The sequence below is a fragment of the Leucogemmata humicola genome, assembly GCF_055379415.1.
In genome coordinates this window covers 1161960-1183510 of the sequence record NZ_AP040875.1, presented here as the reverse complement: position 1 = coordinate 1183510, position 21551 = coordinate 1161960, and the positions used below count along the sequence as shown (strand labels likewise).

Sequence of the window (21551 nt, the reverse complement as noted above, 5' to 3'; positions counted from 1 at the left end):
GCCGCGCGAGAGGGTTTGAACGTGGCTACGACGATGACGGATGTGAGAACGGCGCGACCAAGGCCGCGCCGTTACCACATAAACAACTTCCGAATCTCTAGCACCTAGCACCTAGCACCTAGCACCTAGCACCTATCGTCCATGCTAGCGTCGAACGCCCCTCACAATTCCCTCCGCGCGCCGACTCGGATCAAAGTGCGCGGCCGCCACACGCAGCATCGACGCCGCCGTCACCGCCCGCACCTGATTGTCGTACTCCGACAACTCGGCCAACGACCCAAAGAGATACGCGTCGACCATGTCAGCGAGCATCGCGCCGCCACTCTGCGACCGAATCGCGTGCGTCCCAACCGCATACGTCTGCGCACGCTCGAGCTCCTCGGCCGTCACCGGCTCCTCGCGCAAACGCCGGAACTCGGCCAGTAACCCGTCGCGTGCCGCGTCCTCCTGCTCCGGCGACGTCGCGATGTACGCGCCAAAGGTGCCAGCCAACCGGCGGTCCGACGCGAACGCATTCACCGTATAGCAGAGCGATCGCTTGTCGCGGAGCTCGTCGAAGAAACGGCCACCGAGACCACTCGCAACGCTCGCGATCATTGCAGCGGAATATCGATCGGGATCATCGCGCGTTGGTCCGGAAAACAGCAGCGCTAGCGCCGTCTGCGCGCGATCGCGCGGCTCCACTTTCGTGACCAACCGACTCGGCCAGGTCGGCGCGGCGAGAGAGCGCGGTGGAATCGGGCGAAGCTCGCCGAACGCACGTGCCGCAAGCTCTGCCAACTCGTCCGGATCTGCGTCGCCCACAAGCGCAATCACCGACGGCGATGACAGTGCGCGCTCACGATGCCACGTCCGGATGGCGTCGACGTCGATGCGCGCCAACGTTTCTTCGGTGCCGCCCGTCGGAATTCCGTACGGATGACCAGCGAACGCAGCCTGGTTCGCCAAACGCATTGGATAGCGGTACATGTCGTCGCGCAGCGCTGCGACGTCGGCGATCGCAATCGACCGTTCGGTATCGAGTGCGTCTTCGTTGAACGCGGGATGTTGCACGACGTCCGCCAACAGTTCGATCGCGCCCGCAGAATACCGTGCGGGCACGGAGATCGACCAGCCGAACGTCTCAGATCCGGCCATGCCACCAACGCTTCCGCCGAGCATTTCGCCCTCTTCCGCGATCTGCAGCGCGCCGCGCGTGGCGGTGCCCTTGAGCGACGTCCGCACCATCAACGTGGTCGTGCCTGCGCGCTCCGGATCTTCCTCGCTCGACCCGCCGAGCATGTACACGCCGGCGTGGACCAGCGGTGCATCTGGTTTGCGTCGCACGAGAATCGGTGTGCCGCTCTCGGTGTGATACACGCGCACGCCCGACTCTTCTCGGTCGAACTTGGGTTTCTTCGCCGGTGGCAACGCGTGCGGCGTGTACGGCGCAGGCGCGGGCAGTGGCACCGGTACGGGCTCACGATCGAGTAGCGCGCGCAACGCGTCAGGATCGGCGGCAATCACCGGACTCGACGTCGGCCTGTAGACGATCACGCCAGCATTGTCGGGATCGAGATAGCGATTCGCGACCGCCACGAGATCGTCGCGCGTCGTCGTGAGCAAACGCTCGAGATATCGATCTCCCATGCGCCAGTCGCCCAGCGCTTCCCATTCCGCCAGGTAGTTCGCCTGCCCTTCCATGTCCTCGAGGCGACGAACGAACTGCGATTCATAGATGCGCTTGGCCCGCTCGACTTCGAGCTCGCCGATGTCGCCGTCGCGCGCAGCGCGAAGCTGATCCCACATCGCGCGCGCTGCATCGACCGCCGATCCTGGCGGTGTTTCTGCGTGCACCACGAACACGCCGATTTCCGTGGGCGTGTAGTTGTACGCCGACACCGAGGACGCCAACCGACGTTCGCGAACAGCGCGATACATGCGCGACGCGCGTCCACTACCTAGCACCGCTGCGAGAAGATCGAGCGACGCAGTGTCCGGATGCGTCGTGCCCGGCGTTCTCCAGCCGAAGGCGATCTGCGTCTGTCCAATGTCGCCGTCCAATTCGCGATACCGAAAGCCGGAAACTCCCTCCTCCGTCTGTCCGGGATATCGCGATGGCTCACCACTCGGCAATCCACCGTACGCGCGCTGCACCTCAGCCAACGCCTCTTGCGGATCGACGTCGCCGACGATCGACAGAACGGTGTTGCCCGGATGATAGTAGTTGCGATAGAAGCCAACGAGCGCATCGCGCGTCAGTGCGCGCAGACCGGGCTCGCGGCCGATGCGCCACCGTCGAATGCGGTGACGATCGTGAAGGAGTTCGTACAACGTCTCCGTCGCGACTGCACCAGGATTGTCCGCTTTTCGCTTTGCTTCCTGGATGATGACTTCGAGCTCGCGCGCCAGTTCGTCGGCGTCGATCAGTGAGCGGGCGTACGCGTCGGCCTGTACATCGAGCCCCTGTGCAAACCCCGACGACGGAAGAACTGTGTAGTAGCTCGTGTGATCGTAGATCGTGGCAGCGTTGAGATAACCGCCGACAGCTTTCGTCTGCTTCGCGATCTCGCCGACGCCGCGCGACGGCGTGCCCTTGAAGTACATGTGCTCGAGCACGTGCGCGATTCCGACGATGTCGTCGGTTTCGTCGAAGTAGCCCGCGCTCACATACGTCACGATGGCGACGACGGGCGCTGAACGATCGCGGCGAATGAGAACGGTCAGGCCATTCGCGAGGCGTGTGCGAATGACCGTTGTTGGATCGATCGCGACAGGAGAATCAGGAATTGGCACGAGCAGGGTTCGACGGGGATCAGTCGGTGAAGATCGGTATCCGCGAAGGATAACCGATCCAAAAACGACCCATGCCAGCGGCCGGCAGAACTACCGGGGAATCACGCCCGGTGCGCCTCGGCCCGCGGCGTTGGGCGCCGGTGCTGGCGTGCAGTTCGACCACGGCCCCTGTCCGGCGCGATTGAGAAAGTTCGTCGCCTCGCTCGTGCGGTTCAGTCGCATCAACGTGCAGCCGAGATAACCCATCGCTTGTTTATCGCTCGGGTCCGCCTGCACCGCGCGAACATAGAACCGGCGCGCCAATTCATAGTTCTCCTGCGCCAACAGGTTCGCACCCATTTCGCGGAGAGCAACGGCATTGTTGGGATCGGCTTGCAGCGCGAGTTGCAACTCCTGCGACGCGAGCGTTGCGTTCCCCACTTCGCGCGCCATTCGTGCGAGATAGATGTGTGGCAGCGGCGCCGACGGATTATCGCGAACCGCGCGATTGAAGTCGCTTACGGCGATCTCGCGCTGTCCGGTTCGATACGCGTCGATTCCCTGGTCGAGCGCGCTGCTCGACCGCGGCCAGAAGAGGAAGTAGCCGCCAATGGAAAGTCCAACGACGAGCACGGCGCCAATCGTCGCCAACATCCATGTCGGAAAGCGGCGTGGCGGCGGTACGACTTTGATCGGCCCGTCGGTGTCCGACAGATTCGGAATGGATTTCACTTCGCCGGTAATCGGCGACGTCTCATTCGGCGGACGCGGAGCCGGGCGCGGCGCGTCGACGATGACGGTGTCGCCGATCAGCGCGGCGTCGAGCTTGAGCACGGCGTCGCGCGCAGCCTTGAGGTCGGCGTCGGTCGGCCGATAGCTCACGTCCTGCACGCGATCGTTCACCGCCTGGAATTCGGCGAGTGAATTGGCCTGGTCGAAATTGATGAGCTGGCGTTGGCGCGCTTCGCGAATCAGCGCTTGGCCGGAGAGCACGCTGCTGCCGACGAGAACGCGCAGCGCGTCTTCCATTGAATGCCAGCTTTCAATCAAGTCGGCGGCGAGATCTTCAGCGCCGCGATCGCGATCGAGCCGGGCAATGGCAGCGCGCGCCGGATCGAGTCCGGCGCGCGCTTTGAGTCGTTCTGACGTGCTCACCGAACGATCCGGAGGAGCCCCGCTACTGCGCTGCCGCGAAGAAAGCTCTCCGCGTCGTGGGTTGGGATGCGAATCCCCGTCTGACGGAATCCCTGCTGCGACGCATCACTCATGAATTCTTCCATGGTGTGTGCTGGATTCCCGACTTGATCACGAAGGCTACGCACGACCTCCTCCCAGGAGCCGGCGTACTTGGCTCCATTCGACGCGACGATCTGGTGCTCCGACAGGTCGTCCTGCTTTTGCTCGGCGAATGAGCTGAGCAGGCTGCCGAAGAGCTCGAGCTGACCCCGAGCTGCTTCAGCCTCAGGTGCAGTATCTGCGCCTGTGCGGCCATCGAGTTCCATCAACATCGAGTCGACCTCATCGAGATCGCCACCGAGCTCGGACACACGCTCGTCCCATGGCTTGAGCTCGGGGTCGTTCTCTTCCAGCCGATAGAGCGAGCGCTTGAGCTCGATCAACCGCCAGATCCCAAGCTCGTCCCAATGATCGTCTGGCTTGGTGCGTTCGAAATGGTACAGCGCCGCCTCGAACTCGCTCTGATCATAGAGAATGTTCGCGAGGTAGATGCGCGCTTCGGCATGGTCGCCATCAAGCTGCAGCGAACGGCGCAGCGAACCAATCGCCGCGTCGTCGTCGCCGAGACGGTGCTGCGCATATCCGACGCACGCGACTGCTTCCGCGGAGTCGGGCACTTGCTGCACGGCTGTCTCGAAAAATTCCTTTGCGATTTCGAAGAACTCGGGCTTCTCGCGGAGAGAACCTTCACGAAAAAGCGAGCGCCCGATTTGGAGCATCAGGTCGACGTCGTCCGCGTAGCCAAGCTCGAGTGTTCGACGAAAGCAGCGAATGGCTGCATCGTCCGAACCGAGTTTGAGAAGCGTCTCGCCAAGTCCAGCGAGTCCGTCTTCGTGCTCGGGCTCCAGCACCAACGCCTGCTCGAAGGAGCGGCGGGCCCAAGCATATTCTTCGCGAGCGAGCTGGGCGTATCCTATCCCTACATGCAACTCTACCGAATTCGGATAGAGCATGAGTCCTTCTCGAAGTACGGTCAGCGCGTCATCGTATTGACCTTCGTTGTACAGCTGATGCGCGCGCTCGTCGTACTCTTCAGAACTCAGGAACGGGGTGGCCATCTCAGCAAGCCTCCAGCTCATGAGGGTACGACTATAGTACCATCAATGCACGCCGAAGTTCAATGGTAAAAACTCCGGCACAGTGGATGTTTTGTTGAGAAGTATCGGCCTATTCTCGAGCGCGCTCGCGCGACTGGGAACAGGCCGTTGCAACCTCTGCGGCAAGCCGGGCATTCTGCTCGAGAAGCGCCAAATTTGCGTCGAGCGAACTGCCACTCGTTAAACGAGTTACAGCGGCGAGCAAAAAAGGCGTCACTTTGGCCCCCCGAACACCGCTCGCCGCGGCCTCCCGCTGAGCATCGCGAACGGCCGTTTCGACCCTCGCACGATCCAATGCGAACGCGGCCGGAGGCGCTTGAACGACGAGCAGAGATTGCTGTCGCCCGAGCCCGCGATGTGCTCGGTAGATCTCCGCGATTTCCGATGCGTCTTCGACGCGCGCGTCGAGCGCGATTCCACTTTCCGCCGAAAAGAATCCGGGAAGTTCACTCGTTCGATACCCAACGACCGGAATGCCGAGCGACTCGAGTCGCTCCCACGTCGCCGGAAGATCGAGAATGGATTTGGCGCCAGCACACACGACGATCATCGGTGTTCGCGCGAGCTCGGCGAGGTCCGCGGACTCGTCGAACGGCGCATCGCGATGCACGCCGCCAATTCCGCCGGTCGCGAAAACCTCGATGCCAGCGAGACTTGCGATGGTGAGCGTCGCGGCGACCGTCGTCGCGCCATCAGCCTTGGACGTCATCGCGAACGGTAGATCGCGAGCCGACACCTTTCGCACACCGTCGCGCCGCAAGAAACGCTCGAGCTCGTCGGGCTCGAGACCCACGGTCGGCGTGCCGCGAACTACAGCCGTGATTCCAGCAACCGCACCCACGGCTTCGACCGCGCCGACCATTCGCTCCGCGGCCTCGCGGTTCTGCGGAATTGGGAGACCCTGGGCGAGCACGGAGCTCTCGAGCGCGACGACCGGCTGGCCGGAACGAAGAGCTGCGTCGACACTCGGGATGATGCGAACGGGCTGAGACATGAGACGGTGACCGCGACGTTGACGGGGCGCACCGAAGTTACTTCGGACCGAGACGTGAGGTAGTCATCGCGCGAGTTCGCCGTGTCAGGTCGCGCGGCCGGCCGGCCCGTCGATCGAATTCCAACCGCCGAGTCGACCCAGATCTTCATGTCCGTGAGCCGAATGCGATTCAACGTGTCGGACGCTTCGGACGGTTTTTTCTTCGCGGCAGCCACAGGCTTCGCCGAGTCGATTTTCGGCGGCGGCGGGCGCGGCGGAATGAATGTGGTGAACTGAGCCTGCGCAAAGCGCGGCAGCGCCGCGATCAATGCGAGCGACAGCAGTTGTTTGAGCGACACGAGTGCCCTCCTTCGACGCCAGGGAGGGCATACGCTGGGCCAGCGAGCGCGGCGCCTACTTCTCAGGCTTCTTGGGCCACGCAGCAACGACGGCCGCGCCGATCTTACCGAGTGACACCTGCGCCTCGTTGTCGACCACCCAACGGATGTCGGTGTTCTGCTTGGTGAAGCCACACGCCACCACGCGCGATTGGAGTCGGAACAGCGCGCACTCCGTACGTACCGAATCCGTTGCGCCGGTTTTGTGCGGTACACGCATGCCGTTGATCGTCCGCTGCATGAGCTCGCCATCGGCGTTGTCGCCGAGGATCTCGAGCATCGAAGAATCGGCAGCGGCATTCACTGCCTTGCCCTGGGCGAGAAGCTCGAAGAGATGCGCCATCTCGTTCGGTGTGCTCACGCCAAGGCCGTACTTCACCGAGCTGTCCATCGCCACGCTCGTGAGACGAAGAAACGTCTTCGAGTGCACCTTCGTGTGCGGCAACCCGAGCGCTTCCATCTTCGTCCACACGCGGCGCATCGCCACGCGATCGAGCAGAAGATTCGTTGCCGTGTTGTCGCTCAAGATGATCATCAACGACGCGGCGTCGTGCACGGACAGACTCATTCCCGGATGCATGAACTGCAACACGCCGCTTCCCGGCACCTGATCGATCGTCAGCACCGTGAGCGGGTCGTCGAGCGCGAGCTGCTTCTTCTCGACGAGGTCGTACAACGTCACGAGGATCGGAACCTTGATCAGACTCGCCGTCGAAAACGTTTCGTCGCCGCGATGAGTGAGGCGCTCACCGGTGTCGAGATTGAGAATCGAATAACCGAGCACGCCGTGGTGCGCCGACGCAATCGCGTCGAGCGTTCGGCGAAGGCCAGTCGTATCGGCGCGCGCGAACGACTGCGCAGGCAACACGTTCGCGGCAGCGAAGAGAAGCGCGATCGAAAGTCGCTTCATGTCACGGTTCCTCGTTTGTCTTCGAACGGCTTCCAACTTCCGTCGCGCAAAATGGCGTCGATCATCTCCACGGCGCGTTCTAGTTCGTCGTCGCTCGTGTAGAAGTGCGGCGCAACGCGAATGCCGGCGTTGGGCCGATAGTCCACGATGACGTTGTTTGCCAAAAGCGCCTGCGAAACGCCATAGGCGTTCGGCACATCGAACGCGATCGTTCCACCGCGCTGCGCGGGATCGCGTGGCGCATTCACCTTGTAGCCGCGTTCGTCGGCGAGCGCGATCAAGCGCGACGTCTGACGCGTGCTCTTCGCGCGGATGGCGTCGATGCCCGCCTGTCGTACGATGCGCGGCCCTTCAATGGCGGCGAATAGCGACGGAATCGACGGCGTGCCGTTCAGCCAGTGCCACGCGTGATCGGCGTAGTGCATGTCATTCTCGAATGCGAACGGTCGCTCGTGCGCCTGCCATCCCGTGAACGACGGCGACAACGAACGCGTTGCTTCCGGCGACGCATAGAGAAACGCGCCGCCCGGTCCGCCACACAGCCACTTCAACACACCACCACTCAGGAAATCGACGCCGAGTGCTTTCACGTCGACGGGGATCACACCCACCGAGTGGAATGCGTCGAGCGACACGAGCGCGCCAACCTCTCTGGCTCGAGCACAGATTGCCGCAGCGTCCATGATGAACGCCGATCGAAACAACACGTGTGAGATCGCTACGAGCCGCGTTCGCTCGTCGATCGCGTCGACCACCCGCTGCGTGTCGATCGAAACTCCGTCTTCGCTCGGCACCACGACGATGCGTGCACCGAGGCGCGTCGCCAATTCGTCGTAGACGTAGCGCACCGACGGAAAGTCGAGATCCGTCATGACGATGGTGTCGCGCGGTGCCGAATAGTCGAGAGCGGACAGCACCGACGTCTGCGCGATCGTCACGTTCGGCAGCATCGCGACTTCACCCTTTCCAGCACCGATGAGCGGCGCGATCTCATCGCCGACGCTCACCGGCATGGTCCACCAACCCTTTGCCCACGCACGCACGCCAAACTCAGCCCACTGATCGACGTACTCGGCAAGTCGCTCCGGAACACCGCGCGGCATTGCACCGAGCGAGTTCGAGACCAGGTACGTGGAGCGCTCGAGAATCGGAAACTCGGCGCGGAATGCGAGAAGCGGATCGATTCCGGTCACGCTGGCGTCTCCGCGCGCGCTGCGCCGGCGGCTCGGCGCGACGGCAGACTCGCCGCGTAGATCACGATTGCCACGCCGATGACGACGAGCAGAGCCTTCCATTCGTCGGCGGTGAGGCTCTTGAGGAGCCACGCGATGATCGCGATCGCGAGAATGGGCACGACGCCAGCGAGCGGCACTCGGAAGGGCGTCCCACTTTCCTGCACACCGCGACGACGCAGTTCGAGCACCGCCATGCAACACGCCACATAGACGAGCAGGATCGAACCGTTGGCGACGATCGCGAGCTTCTCGAAACTGCCGCTCACCGCGAGCGCCATCACAACGATGGTTTGCACGACAATCGCAACCCATGGCGTGCGATACCGCTCGTGGACCAACGCCACCTGCGCCGGCAAGAAGCCGTCGCGGCCAAATGCGAACAACATTCGCGGTACCGACAGCGTCATGCCGCTCACGTGTCCGAACATCGAGATCGCCGATCCAACGAGAATGAGCGTTCGGCCAGGGCCGCCAAGAACCACTGCCGCCGCTTCGGCGAGCGGCGCTTTCTGGCCGACGAGTGATGCGCCGAGGATGCCCTGCGTCACGATCTGCACGGCGAGGTACAGCAGCGTGACGCCCAGCATCGCGATGAAGATGGCGCGAGGTACCGTTTTCGAAGGGTCCTTCACTTCACCGCTCGGCACCAACGCGGATTCCACACCGAGGAACGCGAAGATCAGAACCGCGGACGCTCGCGCGACTTCGCCCGTCGCCGGTGCGGTGGTCCATGTAAGGTTATCGCGATGGACCGCCGCGATGCCGACGACGACCAGGGCAATAAGTGGCAGCAGCTTGGCCACGGTCATTACCACATTGAACCGACTCGCGCCTTTCACCCCGGCGAGATTGAGTACGGCAAGCGATCCAAGGATTACCACGAGCGTGACGTTGCGCGCGGTTCCTGTTGCCAGTGCGGGGACCAGCACGCCCAGTGCATCAGCGAAGAACGATGCGACCGCCGCGGTCGCCGCGGTGAGCCCTGCCCAGAGCATCACGCCGGTGAGAAAACCGACGAGCGGGCCGAACGCCACCTCGACGTATGCGTAAAGTCCGCCCGTCAACGAGACTCGGCTGCCCGCTTCGGCGAAGCAGAGCACGATGAGTCCCATGGCCAACGCGCATACAAGGTAGGCGACGGGCGCGGCGGCTCCGAGCGCCCCGGCCGCGGCGGCCGGAAGCCGGAAGATTCCTCCGCCGATCGTGAGATTGACGATGCTGGCGGCCAAGCCCCAGGTCCCGAGGGCGCGAACGAGCGAACCTTCGTTGGTTTTTCCCATTTCCTGGATGGAGGACGACATCGCGACCGGCAGAAACCGGCATGGACAAGACTATGTGCCGCTACCGGCAACCGACAGGGTTCTCGCCGGGTGCGCTGGCGCGTTTCTTTCGCAGGTGGACCGTATCTAAACTTCAGGAGTCGACATGCGCCGAACTGTTCTCTCGTTCGTACTACCGGTCTTGCTCGTCAATGCACTTCCCGCTTTCGCTCAGGATACCACACTGGTTCAAGTCACCCAGTCAGCTTCTGTCGTGACCGACAGTGCGGTTTCGTTGACGCAGGCACGGGTTGATTCGTCGAACGTCGGGCCGTCGCGCGACGGTCTGCGCGCGGGCGTTCATACCTCTACGACCGCACGCCCAGACCATCCGTTGATGGCGCCAGACCGGGCAGGCCTAGGCCAGGCTCGCGCAATGATGATTGTTGGCGGTGCCGCGCTGATCGTTGGTGCGATCATCGGCCACACGCCAGGAACGCTGATCATGGTCGGAGGTGCCGTCGTCGGCCTCGCTGGTCTGTATCAGTATCTGCAGTAGCCCGACTCAACTCACGACCCGACCCACCCGCTACTTCTCCAGATGAACCGCTCCACTTCGACATCGCGCCGCGTCGCCCTCGTGCTAGGCGGAGGCGGGATGAAGGGTTTCGCCCATATCGGCGTGATGAAGGCGCTGGAAGAGCGCGGAATCACGCCGACGCTGTACGCCGGAACGAGCATTGGTGCAATGCTGGCCGCAGCGCGGGTTGGCGGAATGACTCCGGACGAACTGGGACGCCGCGCGGAGACGTTGCGCCGGCGCGACCTGTTTCGGCTGAATCATTTCGGAATGCTCATGGAGCGCATGCGGTCGCCGTCGATCTATCTCGAAGATCCGCTGCGCGATCTCACGCGAGCAGTAGTGCCGCCGGGAAAATTCTCAGATCTGGCAACCCCGCTCCTGGTCAACACTGTTGATCTGGAGCGTGGATCGCCGGTGATCTGGGGATCGCCCGGATTGCAGGACGTGTACGTGCAGGACGCGGTCTATGCGTCGTGCGCGTTGCCGGGATATTTCCCACCCGGCCAGATCGGCGACCGGCTTTGCGTCGATGGCGGTGTGATCGACAATTTGCCCGTGGGCATCGCCGCGCTCAACGCAGATCTGATCATCGCCGTCGACGTCGGGAGCACCGACCTCACACCGATCAGCGGTGCGATGTCGCTCGGCTTCGCGAACATCTACATGCGCGCGGCAACAACGATGATGCACGCGCTTCAGCAATTTCCGCTCGCGCACTGGAACGGACCACCGATGGTGCTCATCCGTCCACGCTGCGGCGAAGAGTGGCTCAGCTTCGCGAACATCGGAGCCACGATCAAAGAAGGACATCGTTCGGCCCACAAGGCACTCGAGGACATCGACGCGTACTTCGATCAGCCGAGTGGCGTGTATCCACGACGGCGGTTCGAGCTCGACGTCGATCGCGAAAAATGCATTGGCTGCGGCTTGTGTGTTTCACTCGCGCCGAACCTCATGGCACTCGACGCGCAGGGCAAAGCGTATCCGCGATCGCGCACCGTCGACTGGTCGCCCGCCGACGGCGACTTCGTGCACTACTGTCCGAGCCGCGCGATTTCCGCGCGGAAGATCGAGCGCATCGTACCGCTGAAAGCGGGCGAACGCGGCGCAGCCTAGACGGTCGACACGATACTCGCCGCCGCAATCCGCTCGTAGGCGGCGACTGCGGCGTGCAGTTCGTCGATTGCGATGCACTCGTCGTCGCGATGCGCCACGTGGATCGAGCCCGGACCGAATAGATACGGCGTTCCCCAGTTGGTGAGCGCCGGAATGTCCGTCGCAAACGCAGCCACGGACGTTTTGAATCCGTCCACGACTCCGAGTCGCACGGGCGGCACCACTGGACCCCACTCGAGCGTCGCTCGACCCTTGGACCAGCGTTCGATCAACTCGATCACGTCTTCGGGATCGCTCACGAGACGAATCATCAAACGTGCTTCGGCCCATGGGGCGACCACGTTGTCGGCGACGCCTCCGGACAGACCACCGATGTTGACCGTCGTGTCGCCGAGCAATGCGTCGGTGGGAAGAACGAGCGCATCGAGCTCGTTGAGCATTCGCACGAGGTCTCGCGTCGCGGACTGACCCAAGTGCGGATATGCAGAATGCGCCGCCTGTCCTTTTGTCCGCACGATGACGCGAATGGCGCCTTTGGTTCCTACCGCGAGCGTACTCTCCGTCGGCTCACCGTCGATGATCACGCGATTCGACCTCGGGAGCGTTCCCGCGGCGATTGCTTCGTTCGCTGCGTGGGCGCCGTCATGCGTGACCTCTTCGCCGACGACGAACAGCAGCGCAACCGGAACGTGCGACTCGCGCAGCCGCTCCGCTGCGCAGATCATTGCCGCGGCAATTCCCTTGGCATCACAGGATCCTCGTCCGTAGATGCGGTCGCGCTCGAGGCGCGGCGGGATAAACGGAGGCACTGTGTCGAGATGTGTCGAAAGCGTGACGAGTGGATTGTCAACGACGGTCGCAAACAGATCATCACGCCCGGGAGACACTGGAATCCGTTGCGTTCTCCACCCGCGCTCTGCGAGATAGGCATCGAGCCACGCGATGACCGGACCTTCGCGGCCGCTCGTGGAATCGATGGACATCAGTTTCGTCGTCAGCTCGACCGGATTGCTTGGCATGCGCGCAAGATCGGCAGTGACCGCGCGGGCCGCAACATCGTCGTGCTTGCGTTAATTGGTCAGTGATTTCACCAGCTGCATCGTTTTGAGACATCGCAATTGCCGGTGCTGGTGTCACGGCGACATATTGCGATACCGCTTCCGCATTCGAGATAATCCGCCGGTGCCACAGGCGTTTGTCTCGAGGTGCTTTGGAACCCACGAACCTACATGTCGACGCCGGCACTCCTGCCAATCAACCCCAGATTCCTCGAGGGGCCCGGGGAACCTGGATTGGTCAGCATTGTCATTCCGACCTATCAGCGTGGGGCGATCATCGCCGAAACGCTCGATAGTATGCTCGCGCAGACCTACGAGCATTATGAAGCGATCATCGTGGACGATGGTTCGACGGACAACACGCGCGAGATAGTGGCGCGCTATACAGATCCGCGAATCACGTACGTTCGGAAGGAAAACGGCGGGTTGTCGTCGGCGCGCAACGTGGGCTTCGAGCACGTCCGCGGCGAATTCGTCGCGTTCCTCGACTCCGACGATCTGTGGCTGCCGTGGAAGCTGAGCACCCAGCTGGAACTGTTCCGACGACACCCGAACGTCGGAATGATCTGGTCGGACATGTCGACGTTCGTAAATCGCGGAGAGATCCTGCACGACCGGCATCTCCGGACGTACTACAGCGCATACGATCGTTACGAAGTCCGTGAAATCTGCCAGCTCACGGGAACCCTGGGCGATCTATCGCGCGACGTGCCGCACGAGGTCGCTAACTCCGGATATTTCGTCGGTAACATTTTCCGCGAAATGTTCTTTGGAAATCTCGTGCATCCGCCCACGGCCATCGTTCGCCGCTCGCGGCTGCAGCAGTCGGGCGGCTTCCAGCCTGAAGTCACGGGTCGCGGGGCCGAGGACTACCACTTCTACTTTCGCATCTGCGAACAGGGAACGGTGGCCTACCTCGATGCGCCGACGATCCACTATCGCGTGCATGCGACACAGATGAGCACCACGAATTCGCTCCTCGAATCGCACGCTGATCTGCGAATGGTGGAGCATTGGGCGCCGCGTGTCGCGTCGCGCGTGTCGCCAGCACTGCTCCGCGAGCGCGTCGCGGAAGCACATGCGTGGGTCGGTGCCGAGGAGTTGGCGGTCGGCAATACCAGCGTCGCCCGGCCTCATTTGTGGAAGAGCCTGACGATGCGGCCCCAGAAGCGGACCTTGACTCGATTCCTCGCGAGTCTCTTTCCGCTTCTGCTGCCATATACGCGGGCCGCGAAGCAGCGAGTAAAAGCCTGGGGCTCCGCCGGAGCGTTGCTGCGACTGGCGCTGCTCGTGTCAGGCCTTCTTTATCTCGTGTATCTCCTGGCGTCGCAGCTGCTGCCGGAACTCGCGCTTTCATAGCGGTCGATCGATGAACGATTCAAAGCTTCGAGCCTGGTGGTCGCATCGACAGGGACTCGACGGCTCGTCGTCATCGCGAAAACCCGCAGAGATTCTCGAAGCCGCGGGCTGGGCGCGCTCCGTCGGTGGCGTTGGGCCATATCTCACGCTGTTCGCGCGCGCGGGAACGTCGCGAGCGTCTGCGGACGCGGCGGTGGCAAAGCTCGACCTTCACGAATTGCCTGCGGCGCGCGGCTGCACCTATGTGCTGCCAGCGGCCGACTACGCGCTCGCCCTCACGCTTGCCGCCAGTCTCGGCGACTCGGAAATGAAGGTCGCGGCCAAGCTCGGAGTGACAGAGAAAGAAGTCGACAAGCTGTGCGACGCCGTCGTTACCGCGCTCGGCAAAGAAGCGCTCGACCCGGACGGCATCAAGCACGCGACCGGCAAAGCGGTTCGAAGCCTAGGTGAAGAGGGCAAGAAAAAAGGTCTGAGCACCACTCTGCCATTGGCGTTAGGCCGCCTCCAGACAGCGGGAGAAATTCGTCGCGTTCCGGTTGATGGACGCCTGGATCAGCAGCGCTACAAGTACGCCAAGTGGTCGCCGAATCCGCTGGCGAAGTCCAAGCTTTCGACCGACGAAGCGTACGCCGTACTCGCCCGAAAATTCTTTCGCTGGGTAGGCCCAGCGACGATGAAAGAATTCCAGTGGTTCTCCGGATTGGGCGTCAAAGCGGCCAAGGATGCGGTAGCAACGGTGGAGCTCACGCCAATCGAGCCGGGAAGCGATCGGCTGTTGCTGGCCGACGACGCCAAGGCATTCGCGAAGTTCAATGCGCCGAGCGATCCGCAGTACTCGCTCGTGAGCAGTCTCGACTCGATCTCCGCGGCGCGGCGCGACGTGGCATCACTCGTTGACGAAAAGGATCGTGACCGGGTGGCGGCCATGACGTTCGGCGCGCGATCAGGCGGCAACCTCGCGGACCTCGCCGCGCACGCCATTCTCGATCGCGGACGACTGATCGGCTATTGGGAATTCGACGCCGGCGCCCAACAGCTGGTATGGGCCACGTTCTCGGGCAAGAAGGACAAGGCCCTCCGCACTGTCGTGGAGGAGACAGAAGCTTTCGTGCGCGACCAACTGGGCGACGCGCGGTCGTTCAGCCTGGACAGCCCGAAGAGTCGCCAACCCAAGCTCGCCGCGTTGCGCGCCCTGGCTTAACCCACCTTAGCGCGCCCGTTCCGGCGCGCGGCAACAGAATTGGCTAGATTCTTCAGTAGCCTGGCGGATGGCGTGCGCGCCCCGTCAGTGGCTCCGTCTGTTACCCTCGCATCGGCCCCACAGAGTTGGCCGGGCTCGAGAGACGAATCCCATGACAAGCAAGAACTCTTTCGGCAGCCGCGCGACGCTCACCGTCGACGGAAAGACCTACACGATCTTTCGCCTCGCTGCCCTCGATCAATCGTCCGGCGGTAACGCCGCCAAGCTTCCGTTCAGCCTCAAGATTCTCCTCGAGAATCTGTTGCGGAACGAAGATGATGCTTTCGTGAAGAAGGGCGACATCGACGCGATGGCAAAGTGGGACGTTACAGGCAAAGAAGAGAAAGAAATCGCGTTCCGCACCAGCCGCGTTCTGCTCCAAGACTTCACCGGCGTTCCGGCGGTCGTCGATCTCGCCGCGATGCGCGATGCCATGAAAGCGCTGGGCGCAGACCCGCAGCGGATCAATCCGCTTCAGCCCGTCGACCTCGTCATCGACCATTCGGTGCAGGTCGACGAATACGGCTCAGCGGCAGCGTTCATGATCAACACCGAGCTCGAATTCGAGCGCAACAAGGAACGGTATGTGTTCCTGCGCTGGGGACAGGACGCGCTGCGGAATTTCCGCGCGGTTCCGCCGGGCACCGGCATCTGTCACCAGGTGAATCTCGAATACCTCGGCAAGACGGTGTTCGTGTCGGAGGAGGGCGGTGAGTCGGTGGCGTATCCAGACTCGCTCGTCGGCACGGACTCGCACACGACGATGATCAACGGCCTGGGCGTGCTAGGCTGGGGCGTGGGTGGTATCGAAGCCGAGGCGGCAATGCTGGGTCAGCCGGTGTCGATGCTCATTCCCGAAGTCGTTGGTTTCAAGCTCCACGGCAAGCTTCCGCCAGGCGCCACGGCGACGGATCTCGTGCTCACCGTGACCGAGATGCTTCGCAAGAAAAAGGTCGTCGGAAAGTTCGTGGAGTTTTACGGAACGGGACTGACGTCGCTGCCCCTCGCGGATCGCGCGACGATCGCCAACATGGCGCCGGAGTACGGCGCGACGATGGGCTTTTTCCCCGTCGATGAGGAAACGCTCAAGTACCTCCGACTGAGCGGCCGACCGGAGCATCACGTCAAGCTCGTCGAGGCGTACACCAAGGAGCAGGGCCTCTTCCGTACGGACGCCACTCCCGATCCGAAGTTCACCGACTCGATCGAGCTCGATCTCGGGACGGTTGAGCCCAGCCTTGCTGGACCCAAGCGTCCGCAGGATCGTGTTCCGCTCTCGAAGTCCAAGGCGATGTACCGCGAAGCGTTGGCAGCCGATGCGAGCAAGGGTGCGGCGCCTGCTGCAACCGCGGTTGCGGTCGCTGAAGACGAAGATCAGGGCGGCGTGAAAGTAGAGTACAACGGTGAGACGTTCACGCTGCGCAACGGCGCTGTCGTGATTGCCGCGATCACGAGCTGCACCAACACCTCGAATCCGAGCGTGATGCTCGCGTCGGGATTGCTGGCGCGCAACGCGGTGAAGAAAGGCCTGAAGACCAAGCCGTGGGTGAAGACGTCGCTTGCCCCGGGCTCGAAGGTCGTGACGGACTATCTGAATCAGGCAGGAGTGCAGGAGTATCTCGACAAGCTCGGGTTCCAGCTCGTGGGCTACGGCTGCACGACCTGCATCGGCAACTCGGGTCCGCTGCCCGAGTCGATCTCGCAGGCGATCGAGTCCAACAAGCTGGTGACTGCGGCAGTGCTCTCGGGCAATCGCAACTTCGAGGGCCGCGTCAATCCGCTCACGCGCTTCAACTACCTCGCATCGCCGCCGCTCGTCGTGGCGTACGCGCTCGCCGGCCGCATGGATCTCGACCTCACGCGCGAACCGATCGGCATCGGTAGCGACGGTCCCGTGTTCCTGCGCGACATCTGGCCGACGCCGCAGGAAGTAAGCGACGAAGTGAGTCGTAGCGTGAAGGCCGAGTTCTTCCGCACGCAGTACGCCGACGTGTTCAAGGGCGACGAGCAGTGGCAGTCGCTCGATGTGCCGACGGGCGAGACCTACGCGTGGGACGGCAATTCTACATATGTGAAGAATCCGCCTTACTTCGAAGGCATGACGATGGAGCCACCGGGAATTCGCCCAATCACCGGTGCGCGTGCCCTCGCAATGCTCGGCGATTCGATCACGACGGACCACATCTCACCGGCGGGCAACATTCCGGCGTCGAGCCCGGCCGGAAAGTGGTTGATCGCGCACGGCGTGGAGAAGAAGGATTTCAACTCGTACGGCGCACGACGCGGCAATCACGAAGTGATGATGCGTGGCACCTTTGCCAACATCCGCCTTCGCAACGAGATGGTCCCTGGGACCGAGGGCGGCTTCTCGGCGATGGACATCGGCGGCAAGCCGGAGTTCATCTACGACGTGTCGATGGCGCATCAGAAGGCCGGCACGCCGCTCGTCGTGGTCGCGGGCAAGGAATACGGCACCGGTTCGTCGCGCGACTGGGCGGCCAAGGGCACGCTGCTCCTCGGTGTTCGGGCCGTGATCGCCGAGTCGTTCGAGCGCATCCATCGCTCGAACCTCGTAGGCATGGGCGTGCTGCCGTTAGAGTTTACGAATGGCGACACGCGGCAGTCGCTTGGCCTCACCGGGTTCGAGACGTACGACATCGTAGGGCTCGACGCCGGCCTCAAGCCGCGCGCAAAGCTCACCGTGAGAGTGACGCCGCCGAGCGGCAAGACGCAGGAGTTCACCGTCTTCTCGCGAATCGATACGCCTGAAGAAATGAACTACTACAAGAACGGCGGCATCCTTCCGTACGTGTTGCGACAGCTGGTCTCCGGGCGCTAACACCAACGAGGGACAGAACAGCGAAGAGGGAAGCGCGCGGTGCGCTTCCCTCTTTTGCTTTCCGCCTGTGCATGGCGCGCAGACGCTGGCCTATGCCTCGGGCTGCTCCTGCGGCGTCACGTGCGGCATTCCATGCTTCCGCGCGCGTCGCGTGGCCGCAGTTTCGGCGATCTGCATCGCCAACGCTCGCTCGAGCCCAACGACATCGAGCGGCTCCATCATGTCGCGCAGCTCGGGATCCTCAGCCACGCGATGACCGAGTCGCGTGTAGAGTCCGGCAACGAGCTGTAGCGTCTTCGTTGTTTCTTCCTCGATGCGCAGGTTCACTTGAAGAGCGAGCTCTTCGCGCAGCTCGGCAATAGCGGACTCTCGCTTTTGCGCCATGAGCACGAAGATCGAGAGAAAGATTGCTTCGAGCGACACGATCATCGTGAGGAGCCCGAACGGAAACGGATCGATTGGTGTGAGGCCGATCCATCCGAGATTCCACGGAATCCACACGACGAACCACACCACGTGCAGTACGAGGTATGGCGTCGACGACGCCATATCGTTGAGGTGGTCGGCGATCGCCTCGACCACCGTCCGCTCGGCGGAATGCTGCGCCTTGAGTGCGCCAAAGGCGCGATTGGCTATGAGTCGCCGGCGCCGGCGATCGGGCTGATCGTCTCCAAGTGCGTGAGGCTGGACGTCGGGTACATCGGTCATCGACCCGCTACAACGCCAGATTCACGCCTTCTAAACGTGCGGCGTGAGGCGTACGGCGTCACGCGTACGCCTCCGTCCTCGCTACCAGCCTGTCTTCTTATGTACGTCCACGTTATTCCCGATCACCGCGCCGAGAATTCCGCCCGCCGCCGCGCCGATGATCCCGCCCTTCACCTTGTCACGACTCGTCGTTGCGCCGAGGATAGCGCCTGCAGCCGCACCGATCGCGGCGTCACGGCCGGTGTGCTTCTCGATCGTCGTAGGCGGAGTTGGCGCGGGATAGTAGCCCCCGTTCCCCGACGAGCTCGACGAACCACTCGAGCGTCGAGCAGTCGACGTTCTACGAACCGGCGCGGATGTCTGACGCGCCGTTGGCTGGAGCGTGCGCGGTGCGTACTGCGTCTGGTTGGCGTACCCCGCTTCCGTCGGCGAAACGAACTGCTGCGGATTGTACCCCTGCGCCTGCGAGGCAAGCGCGAGGTCAGTCTTCAGCGCGTCATCCAACGCCGGCGATTTGCTTCTCCCACAAGCAACGGCAAGCGTCGCCAGGGTGACAACCGTCAGACTATTCAGGGTGCGCATCGCGATCTCCTTCCAGGGGTGGCCGTACTTGGCAACGCAGTGATTAGCAGGGGCCGTTCCGGCACTAAAGCCTCTTAATGCGCAGTTGAGCTACGAGCTCGTCCATTTCTGTGACATCTGGTTGTCCTCCATCGAGGAACGCCGCTCGCGGGATGGACATTGCGTCGTCGATCTGAAACGGACATCTTCACGTGACCTGGATCACAAGGCATTCACATGACACACATCGCATTACAACGCACGAGTCTGCTGTCGCTCGCGCTGGTGGCTCTTGCTGCCACCGCCAGTGCGCAGCAGCCGACGCCACAGCCCGGAACGGCCGCGACTGCTCCGACGGTCGGCCAGATGGCGCCGGACTTCACGCTACCCGGGGCGACCCGATACGGGCTCTTGAAACAGCCCGTCAAACTCAGCGAACTCCGCGGTCAGACTGTCGTCATCGCCTTCTTCCCAAAGGCCAGGACAAAAGGCTGAACGGTTCAAATGGAGGCGTACCGTGATCAGTACGCCACGCTCTTCAATAAAGGCCTCAAGGTCGTTGTCCTCGGAATCAGCACCGACGCCGACACGACACTGAGTAATTGGGCGCACGACTCGGGTTTCCCGAATCTGTTCGCCAGCGACACCGATCAGACCGTTGCAAAGCTGTATGGGTCTGCTGATTCAAAGTTCGATACACGCAACGTGTTCGTCGTTGCACCCGATGGTCGCATCACCGCGCGCATCATGAAATTCAATGTCCTGTCGGCAGAGGCGTACACCGAGCTGGGGAACGACGTCGCTGCAACGCTGAAGCCGCCTGGAGGAGGAGGATCGCATTAGCTCCAGCACCATGACGGGCCCGATCACTTTCCATCGGGAGTTGGTAACCGAGTTGTACGACGCCGCGATTGCCGCGGCGTCGCCGAGTGCGGCGACCGCGCGAGCGGTAGACGCGCTGTCGATCAACCGCGACGCGCGTGTCTGGATTTTCGCATTCGGCAAGGCGGCGACGCCAATGGCGACGGCTGCCGTCACGTCGCTCCTCCGATCACTCCACGCAATCGTTGGCGGCGTCGTCGTGAGTACCGACGGCGCGGCGTCTCCATATCCGACGATCGTCGCCGTGCGCGGCGATCATCCGGTTCCTGGCGCGGCGTCGTTCGCCGCTGCGGCGAAGATTGCCGACGTGAGCGCCGGTCGCCGCGGCAATGACGTCGCGATCGTACTCATCTCCGGCGGAGCATCGAGTCTGATCGGGGCGCCACTTCGCGGAATGAGCGAAGCGGACGTCTCGCTGCTTTATGAGCTTCTGCTCGGCTCGGGACTCGACATCGCGACCACGAACACGGTTCGTAAGCGCTTTTCTCGCTGGGGCGGTGGACGCCTGGCGCTCGCGCTCGCTCCGGCGGCGACACATTGCCTCGCGATTTCCGACGTGACGGACGACGATCTCGCGGTGATCGGCTCCGGACCGTGTGTCCCTGACACCGCGACCGCGGCAGACGTCCTCGGAATTCTGCAAAAGTCCGGACTCGCGACGCGCGTTCCTCAAGCGTATCGCGACTATCTCACTTCGGTGGGACGCGGAGCGATTCCGGAAACGCCAACCAAGGCACATCCTGCATTCGCCCACGTCAGCGCGCGAGTGATCGGCAACAACCGCATGGCTATCGACGGCGTGGCCACCGAAGCGCGCGCGAAGAATCTCGAAGTCGAGATCATCGACGAACGCATGGCAGGTGACGCTGGCGCAGCCGGCGAAGCCATTGCGCGCCATCTGATCGCGCTTCGCGCGGCCGGCGCATCCAAGCGCTGCGTCGTTTGGGGCGGCGAGACCACGGTGAACCTCGGCGCCGGACCGCAGGCCGGTCGCAGCACTGGTGGCGGCCGGTGTCAGGAGTTGGCGCTCGCGGCCGCGCGCATTCTCGCTGCCGCTGGAGCGGAGGCAAGCGGCATCACGCTGCTCGCTGCGGGCACTGACGGCCGCGATGGAGCGACGGACTCCGCCGGAGCAATCGTCGACGCGTCTACATGGGGAGCGATCGCCGCAGCGGGCCGAGACCCGATGCACGCGCTCGCCTCGCACGAGTCGAACGGCGCCCTCCGTCTGGCGAACGTGCTGATTCCTCGCCGAGAGACGGGCACGAACGTCAACGACGTGGTCATCGGACTGGTGTAACACCAGCGTTTGGGTTTTCCCAAGCGCTCCACGGTCGTTTTAG

General features: G+C 62.9%; 18 protein-coding genes. 8 read left to right on the top strand and 10 right to left on the bottom strand.

What is annotated here, in order from left to right:
• Positions 1-144 precede the first annotated feature (144 nt).
• The 4 genes from AC6H4Z_RS04925 to AC6H4Z_RS04910 form a co-directional block, all read right to left on the bottom strand.
• A complete protein-coding gene (locus AC6H4Z_RS04925; RefSeq protein ID WP_497545620.1) occupies positions 145-2775 on the bottom strand; it encodes a M16 family metallopeptidase in 2631 nt (876 codons plus the stop codon).
• A 90-nt stretch (positions 2776-2865) separates the two neighbouring features.
• A complete protein-coding gene (locus AC6H4Z_RS04920; RefSeq protein ID WP_497545619.1) occupies positions 2866-3909 on the bottom strand; it encodes a tetratricopeptide repeat protein in 1044 nt (347 codons plus the stop codon).
• Complete coding sequence (locus AC6H4Z_RS04915; protein WP_497545618.1) at positions 3906-5048, bottom strand: tetratricopeptide repeat protein; 1143 nt, start codon at positions 5046-5048, stop codon at positions 3906-3908. The genes AC6H4Z_RS04920 and AC6H4Z_RS04915 overlap by 4 nt, the downstream gene beginning before the upstream one ends.
• A 109-nt stretch (positions 5049-5157) precedes the next feature.
• Positions 5158-6081 carry a pseudouridine-5'-phosphate glycosidase gene (locus AC6H4Z_RS04910; protein ID WP_497545617.1) on the bottom strand — a complete coding sequence of 308 codons (924 nt, stop codon included), beginning with the start codon at positions 6079-6081 and terminating at the stop codon, positions 5158-5160.
• Positions 6082-6162: 81 nt separating this feature from the next.
• Between AC6H4Z_RS04910 and AC6H4Z_RS04905 the strand changes: the two genes are divergently transcribed.
• Positions 6163-6357, top strand: coding sequence for a hypothetical protein (locus AC6H4Z_RS04905; RefSeq protein ID WP_497545616.1), 195 nt, complete (start codon positions 6163-6165; stop codon positions 6355-6357).
• Between the two features lie 117 nt (positions 6358-6474).
• On the opposite strand, the gene AC6H4Z_RS04900 is transcribed toward AC6H4Z_RS04905, so the two are convergent.
• From AC6H4Z_RS04900 to AC6H4Z_RS04890, 3 genes are read right to left on the bottom strand one after another with little or no spacing between them, the layout of a single operon-like run.
• Positions 6475-7368 carry a serine hydrolase gene (locus AC6H4Z_RS04900; protein ID WP_497545615.1) on the bottom strand — a complete coding sequence of 298 codons (894 nt, stop codon included), beginning with the start codon at positions 7366-7368 and terminating at the stop codon, positions 6475-6477.
• The gene (locus AC6H4Z_RS04895) at positions 7365-8561 is read right to left on the bottom strand and encodes an aminotransferase class V-fold PLP-dependent enzyme (protein ID WP_497545614.1); all 1197 of its coding nucleotides are present in this window, start codon (positions 8559-8561) and stop codon (positions 7365-7367) included. Before AC6H4Z_RS04895 ends, AC6H4Z_RS04900 begins: the two co-directional genes overlap by 4 nt.
• Positions 8558-9904: an APC family permease gene (locus AC6H4Z_RS04890; protein ID WP_497545613.1), complete on the bottom strand. Its 1347-nt coding sequence runs from the start codon at positions 9902-9904 to the stop codon at positions 8558-8560. Before AC6H4Z_RS04890 ends, AC6H4Z_RS04895 begins: the two co-directional genes overlap by 4 nt.
• Before the next feature lie 124 nt (positions 9905-10028).
• Between AC6H4Z_RS04890 and AC6H4Z_RS04885 the strand changes: the two genes are divergently transcribed.
• A complete protein-coding gene (locus AC6H4Z_RS04885) occupies positions 10029-10421 on the top strand; it encodes a hypothetical protein (protein ID WP_497545612.1) in 393 nt (130 codons plus the stop codon).
• A gap of 42 nt (positions 10422-10463) precedes the next feature.
• Positions 10464-11561: a patatin-like phospholipase family protein gene (locus AC6H4Z_RS04880; RefSeq protein WP_497545611.1), complete on the top strand. Its 1098-nt coding sequence runs from the start codon at positions 10464-10466 to the stop codon at positions 11559-11561.
• Here AC6H4Z_RS04880 and AC6H4Z_RS04875 read toward each other — a convergent pair.
• Positions 11558-12580 carry a M20/M25/M40 family metallo-hydrolase gene (locus tag AC6H4Z_RS04875; protein ID WP_497545610.1) on the bottom strand — a complete coding sequence of 341 codons (1023 nt, stop codon included), beginning with the start codon at positions 12578-12580 and terminating at the stop codon, positions 11558-11560. The two genes, AC6H4Z_RS04880 and AC6H4Z_RS04875, sit on opposite strands and share 4 nt — an antisense overlap.
• A 210-nt stretch (positions 12581-12790) precedes the next feature.
• Between AC6H4Z_RS04875 and AC6H4Z_RS04870 the strand changes: the two genes are divergently transcribed.
• The 3 genes from AC6H4Z_RS04870 (at position 12791) to acnA (ending at position 18057) form a co-directional block, all read left to right on the top strand.
• Positions 12791-13978 (top strand): glycosyltransferase family 2 protein, encoded by a 1188-nt coding sequence (locus tag AC6H4Z_RS04870; protein WP_497545609.1) that lies wholly within the window; start codon positions 12791-12793, stop codon positions 13976-13978.
• A gap of 10 nt (positions 13979-13988) precedes the next feature.
• Positions 13989-15179: a DNA glycosylase AlkZ-like family protein gene (locus tag AC6H4Z_RS04865; RefSeq protein ID WP_497545608.1), complete on the top strand. Its 1191-nt coding sequence runs from the start codon at positions 13989-13991 to the stop codon at positions 15177-15179.
• 151 nt (positions 15180-15330) lie between these two features.
• A complete protein-coding gene (acnA, locus tag AC6H4Z_RS04860) occupies positions 15331-18057 on the top strand; it encodes an aconitate hydratase AcnA (protein WP_497545607.1) in 2727 nt (908 codons plus the stop codon).
• Positions 18058-18147: 90 nt separating this feature from the next.
• Here the strand turns inward: acnA and AC6H4Z_RS04855 are convergent, their stop codons facing one another.
• Together AC6H4Z_RS04855 and AC6H4Z_RS04850 are read right to left on the bottom strand one after the other, a co-directional pair.
• Positions 18148-18765: a DUF1003 domain-containing protein gene (locus tag AC6H4Z_RS04855; protein WP_497545606.1), complete on the bottom strand. Its 618-nt coding sequence runs from the start codon at positions 18763-18765 to the stop codon at positions 18148-18150.
• A gap of 81 nt (positions 18766-18846) precedes the next feature.
• Positions 18847-19347, bottom strand: coding sequence for a YMGG-like glycine zipper-containing protein (locus AC6H4Z_RS04850; protein WP_497545605.1), 501 nt, complete (start codon positions 19345-19347; stop codon positions 18847-18849).
• A 216-nt stretch (positions 19348-19563) separates the two neighbouring features.
• Between AC6H4Z_RS04850 and AC6H4Z_RS04845 the strand changes: the two genes are divergently transcribed.
• Together AC6H4Z_RS04845 and AC6H4Z_RS04840 are read left to right on the top strand one after the other, a co-directional pair.
• On the top strand, positions 19564-20169 hold the full coding sequence (locus AC6H4Z_RS04845; protein WP_497545604.1) for a peroxiredoxin: 606 nt from the start codon (positions 19564-19566) through the stop codon (positions 20167-20169).
• A gap of 10 nt (positions 20170-20179) precedes the next feature.
• Entirely contained in the window at positions 20180-21508 is a 1329-nt protein-coding gene (locus AC6H4Z_RS04840) for a DUF4147 domain-containing protein (RefSeq protein WP_497545603.1), read from the top strand.
• Positions 21509-21551 lie beyond the last annotated feature (43 nt).

What these genes read in the sequence shown, in the direction of transcription:
- AC6H4Z_RS04890 (WP_497545613.1), bottom strand. Translation starts at nt 9,904, where the DNA reads ATGTCGTCCTCCATCCAGGAAATGGGAAAAACCAACGAAGGTTCGCTC.
- AC6H4Z_RS04840 (WP_497545603.1), top strand. Translation starts at nt 20,180, where the DNA reads ATGACGGGCCCGATCACTTTCCATCGGGAGTTGGTAACCGAGTTGTAC.
- AC6H4Z_RS04910 (WP_497545617.1), bottom strand. Translation starts at nt 6,081, where the DNA reads ATGTCTCAGCCCGTTCGCATCATCCCGAGTGTCGACGCAGCTCTTCGT.
- AC6H4Z_RS04855 (WP_497545606.1), bottom strand. Translation starts at nt 18,765, where the DNA reads ATGACCGATGTACCCGACGTCCAGCCTCACGCACTTGGAGACGATCAG.
- AC6H4Z_RS04870 (WP_497545609.1), top strand. Translation starts at nt 12,791, where the DNA reads ATGTCGACGCCGGCACTCCTGCCAATCAACCCCAGATTCCTCGAGGGG.
- AC6H4Z_RS04885 (WP_497545612.1), top strand. Translation starts at nt 10,029, where the DNA reads ATGCGCCGAACTGTTCTCTCGTTCGTACTACCGGTCTTGCTCGTCAAT.
- AC6H4Z_RS04915 (WP_497545618.1), bottom strand. Translation starts at nt 5,048, where the DNA reads ATGGCCACCCCGTTCCTGAGTTCTGAAGAGTACGACGAGCGCGCGCAT.
- acnA (WP_497545607.1), top strand. Translation starts at nt 15,331, where the DNA reads ATGACAAGCAAGAACTCTTTCGGCAGCCGCGCGACGCTCACCGTCGAC.
- AC6H4Z_RS04900 (WP_497545615.1), bottom strand. Translation starts at nt 7,368, where the DNA reads ATGAAGCGACTTTCGATCGCGCTTCTCTTCGCTGCCGCGAACGTGTTG.
- AC6H4Z_RS04865 (WP_497545608.1), top strand. Translation starts at nt 13,989, where the DNA reads ATGAACGATTCAAAGCTTCGAGCCTGGTGGTCGCATCGACAGGGACTC.
- AC6H4Z_RS04875 (WP_497545610.1), bottom strand. Translation starts at nt 12,580, where the DNA reads ATGCCAAGCAATCCGGTCGAGCTGACGACGAAACTGATGTCCATCGAT.
- AC6H4Z_RS04850 (WP_497545605.1), bottom strand. Translation starts at nt 19,347, where the DNA reads ATGCGCACCCTGAATAGTCTGACGGTTGTCACCCTGGCGACGCTTGCC.
- AC6H4Z_RS04880 (WP_497545611.1), top strand. Translation starts at nt 10,464, where the DNA reads ATGAACCGCTCCACTTCGACATCGCGCCGCGTCGCCCTCGTGCTAGGC.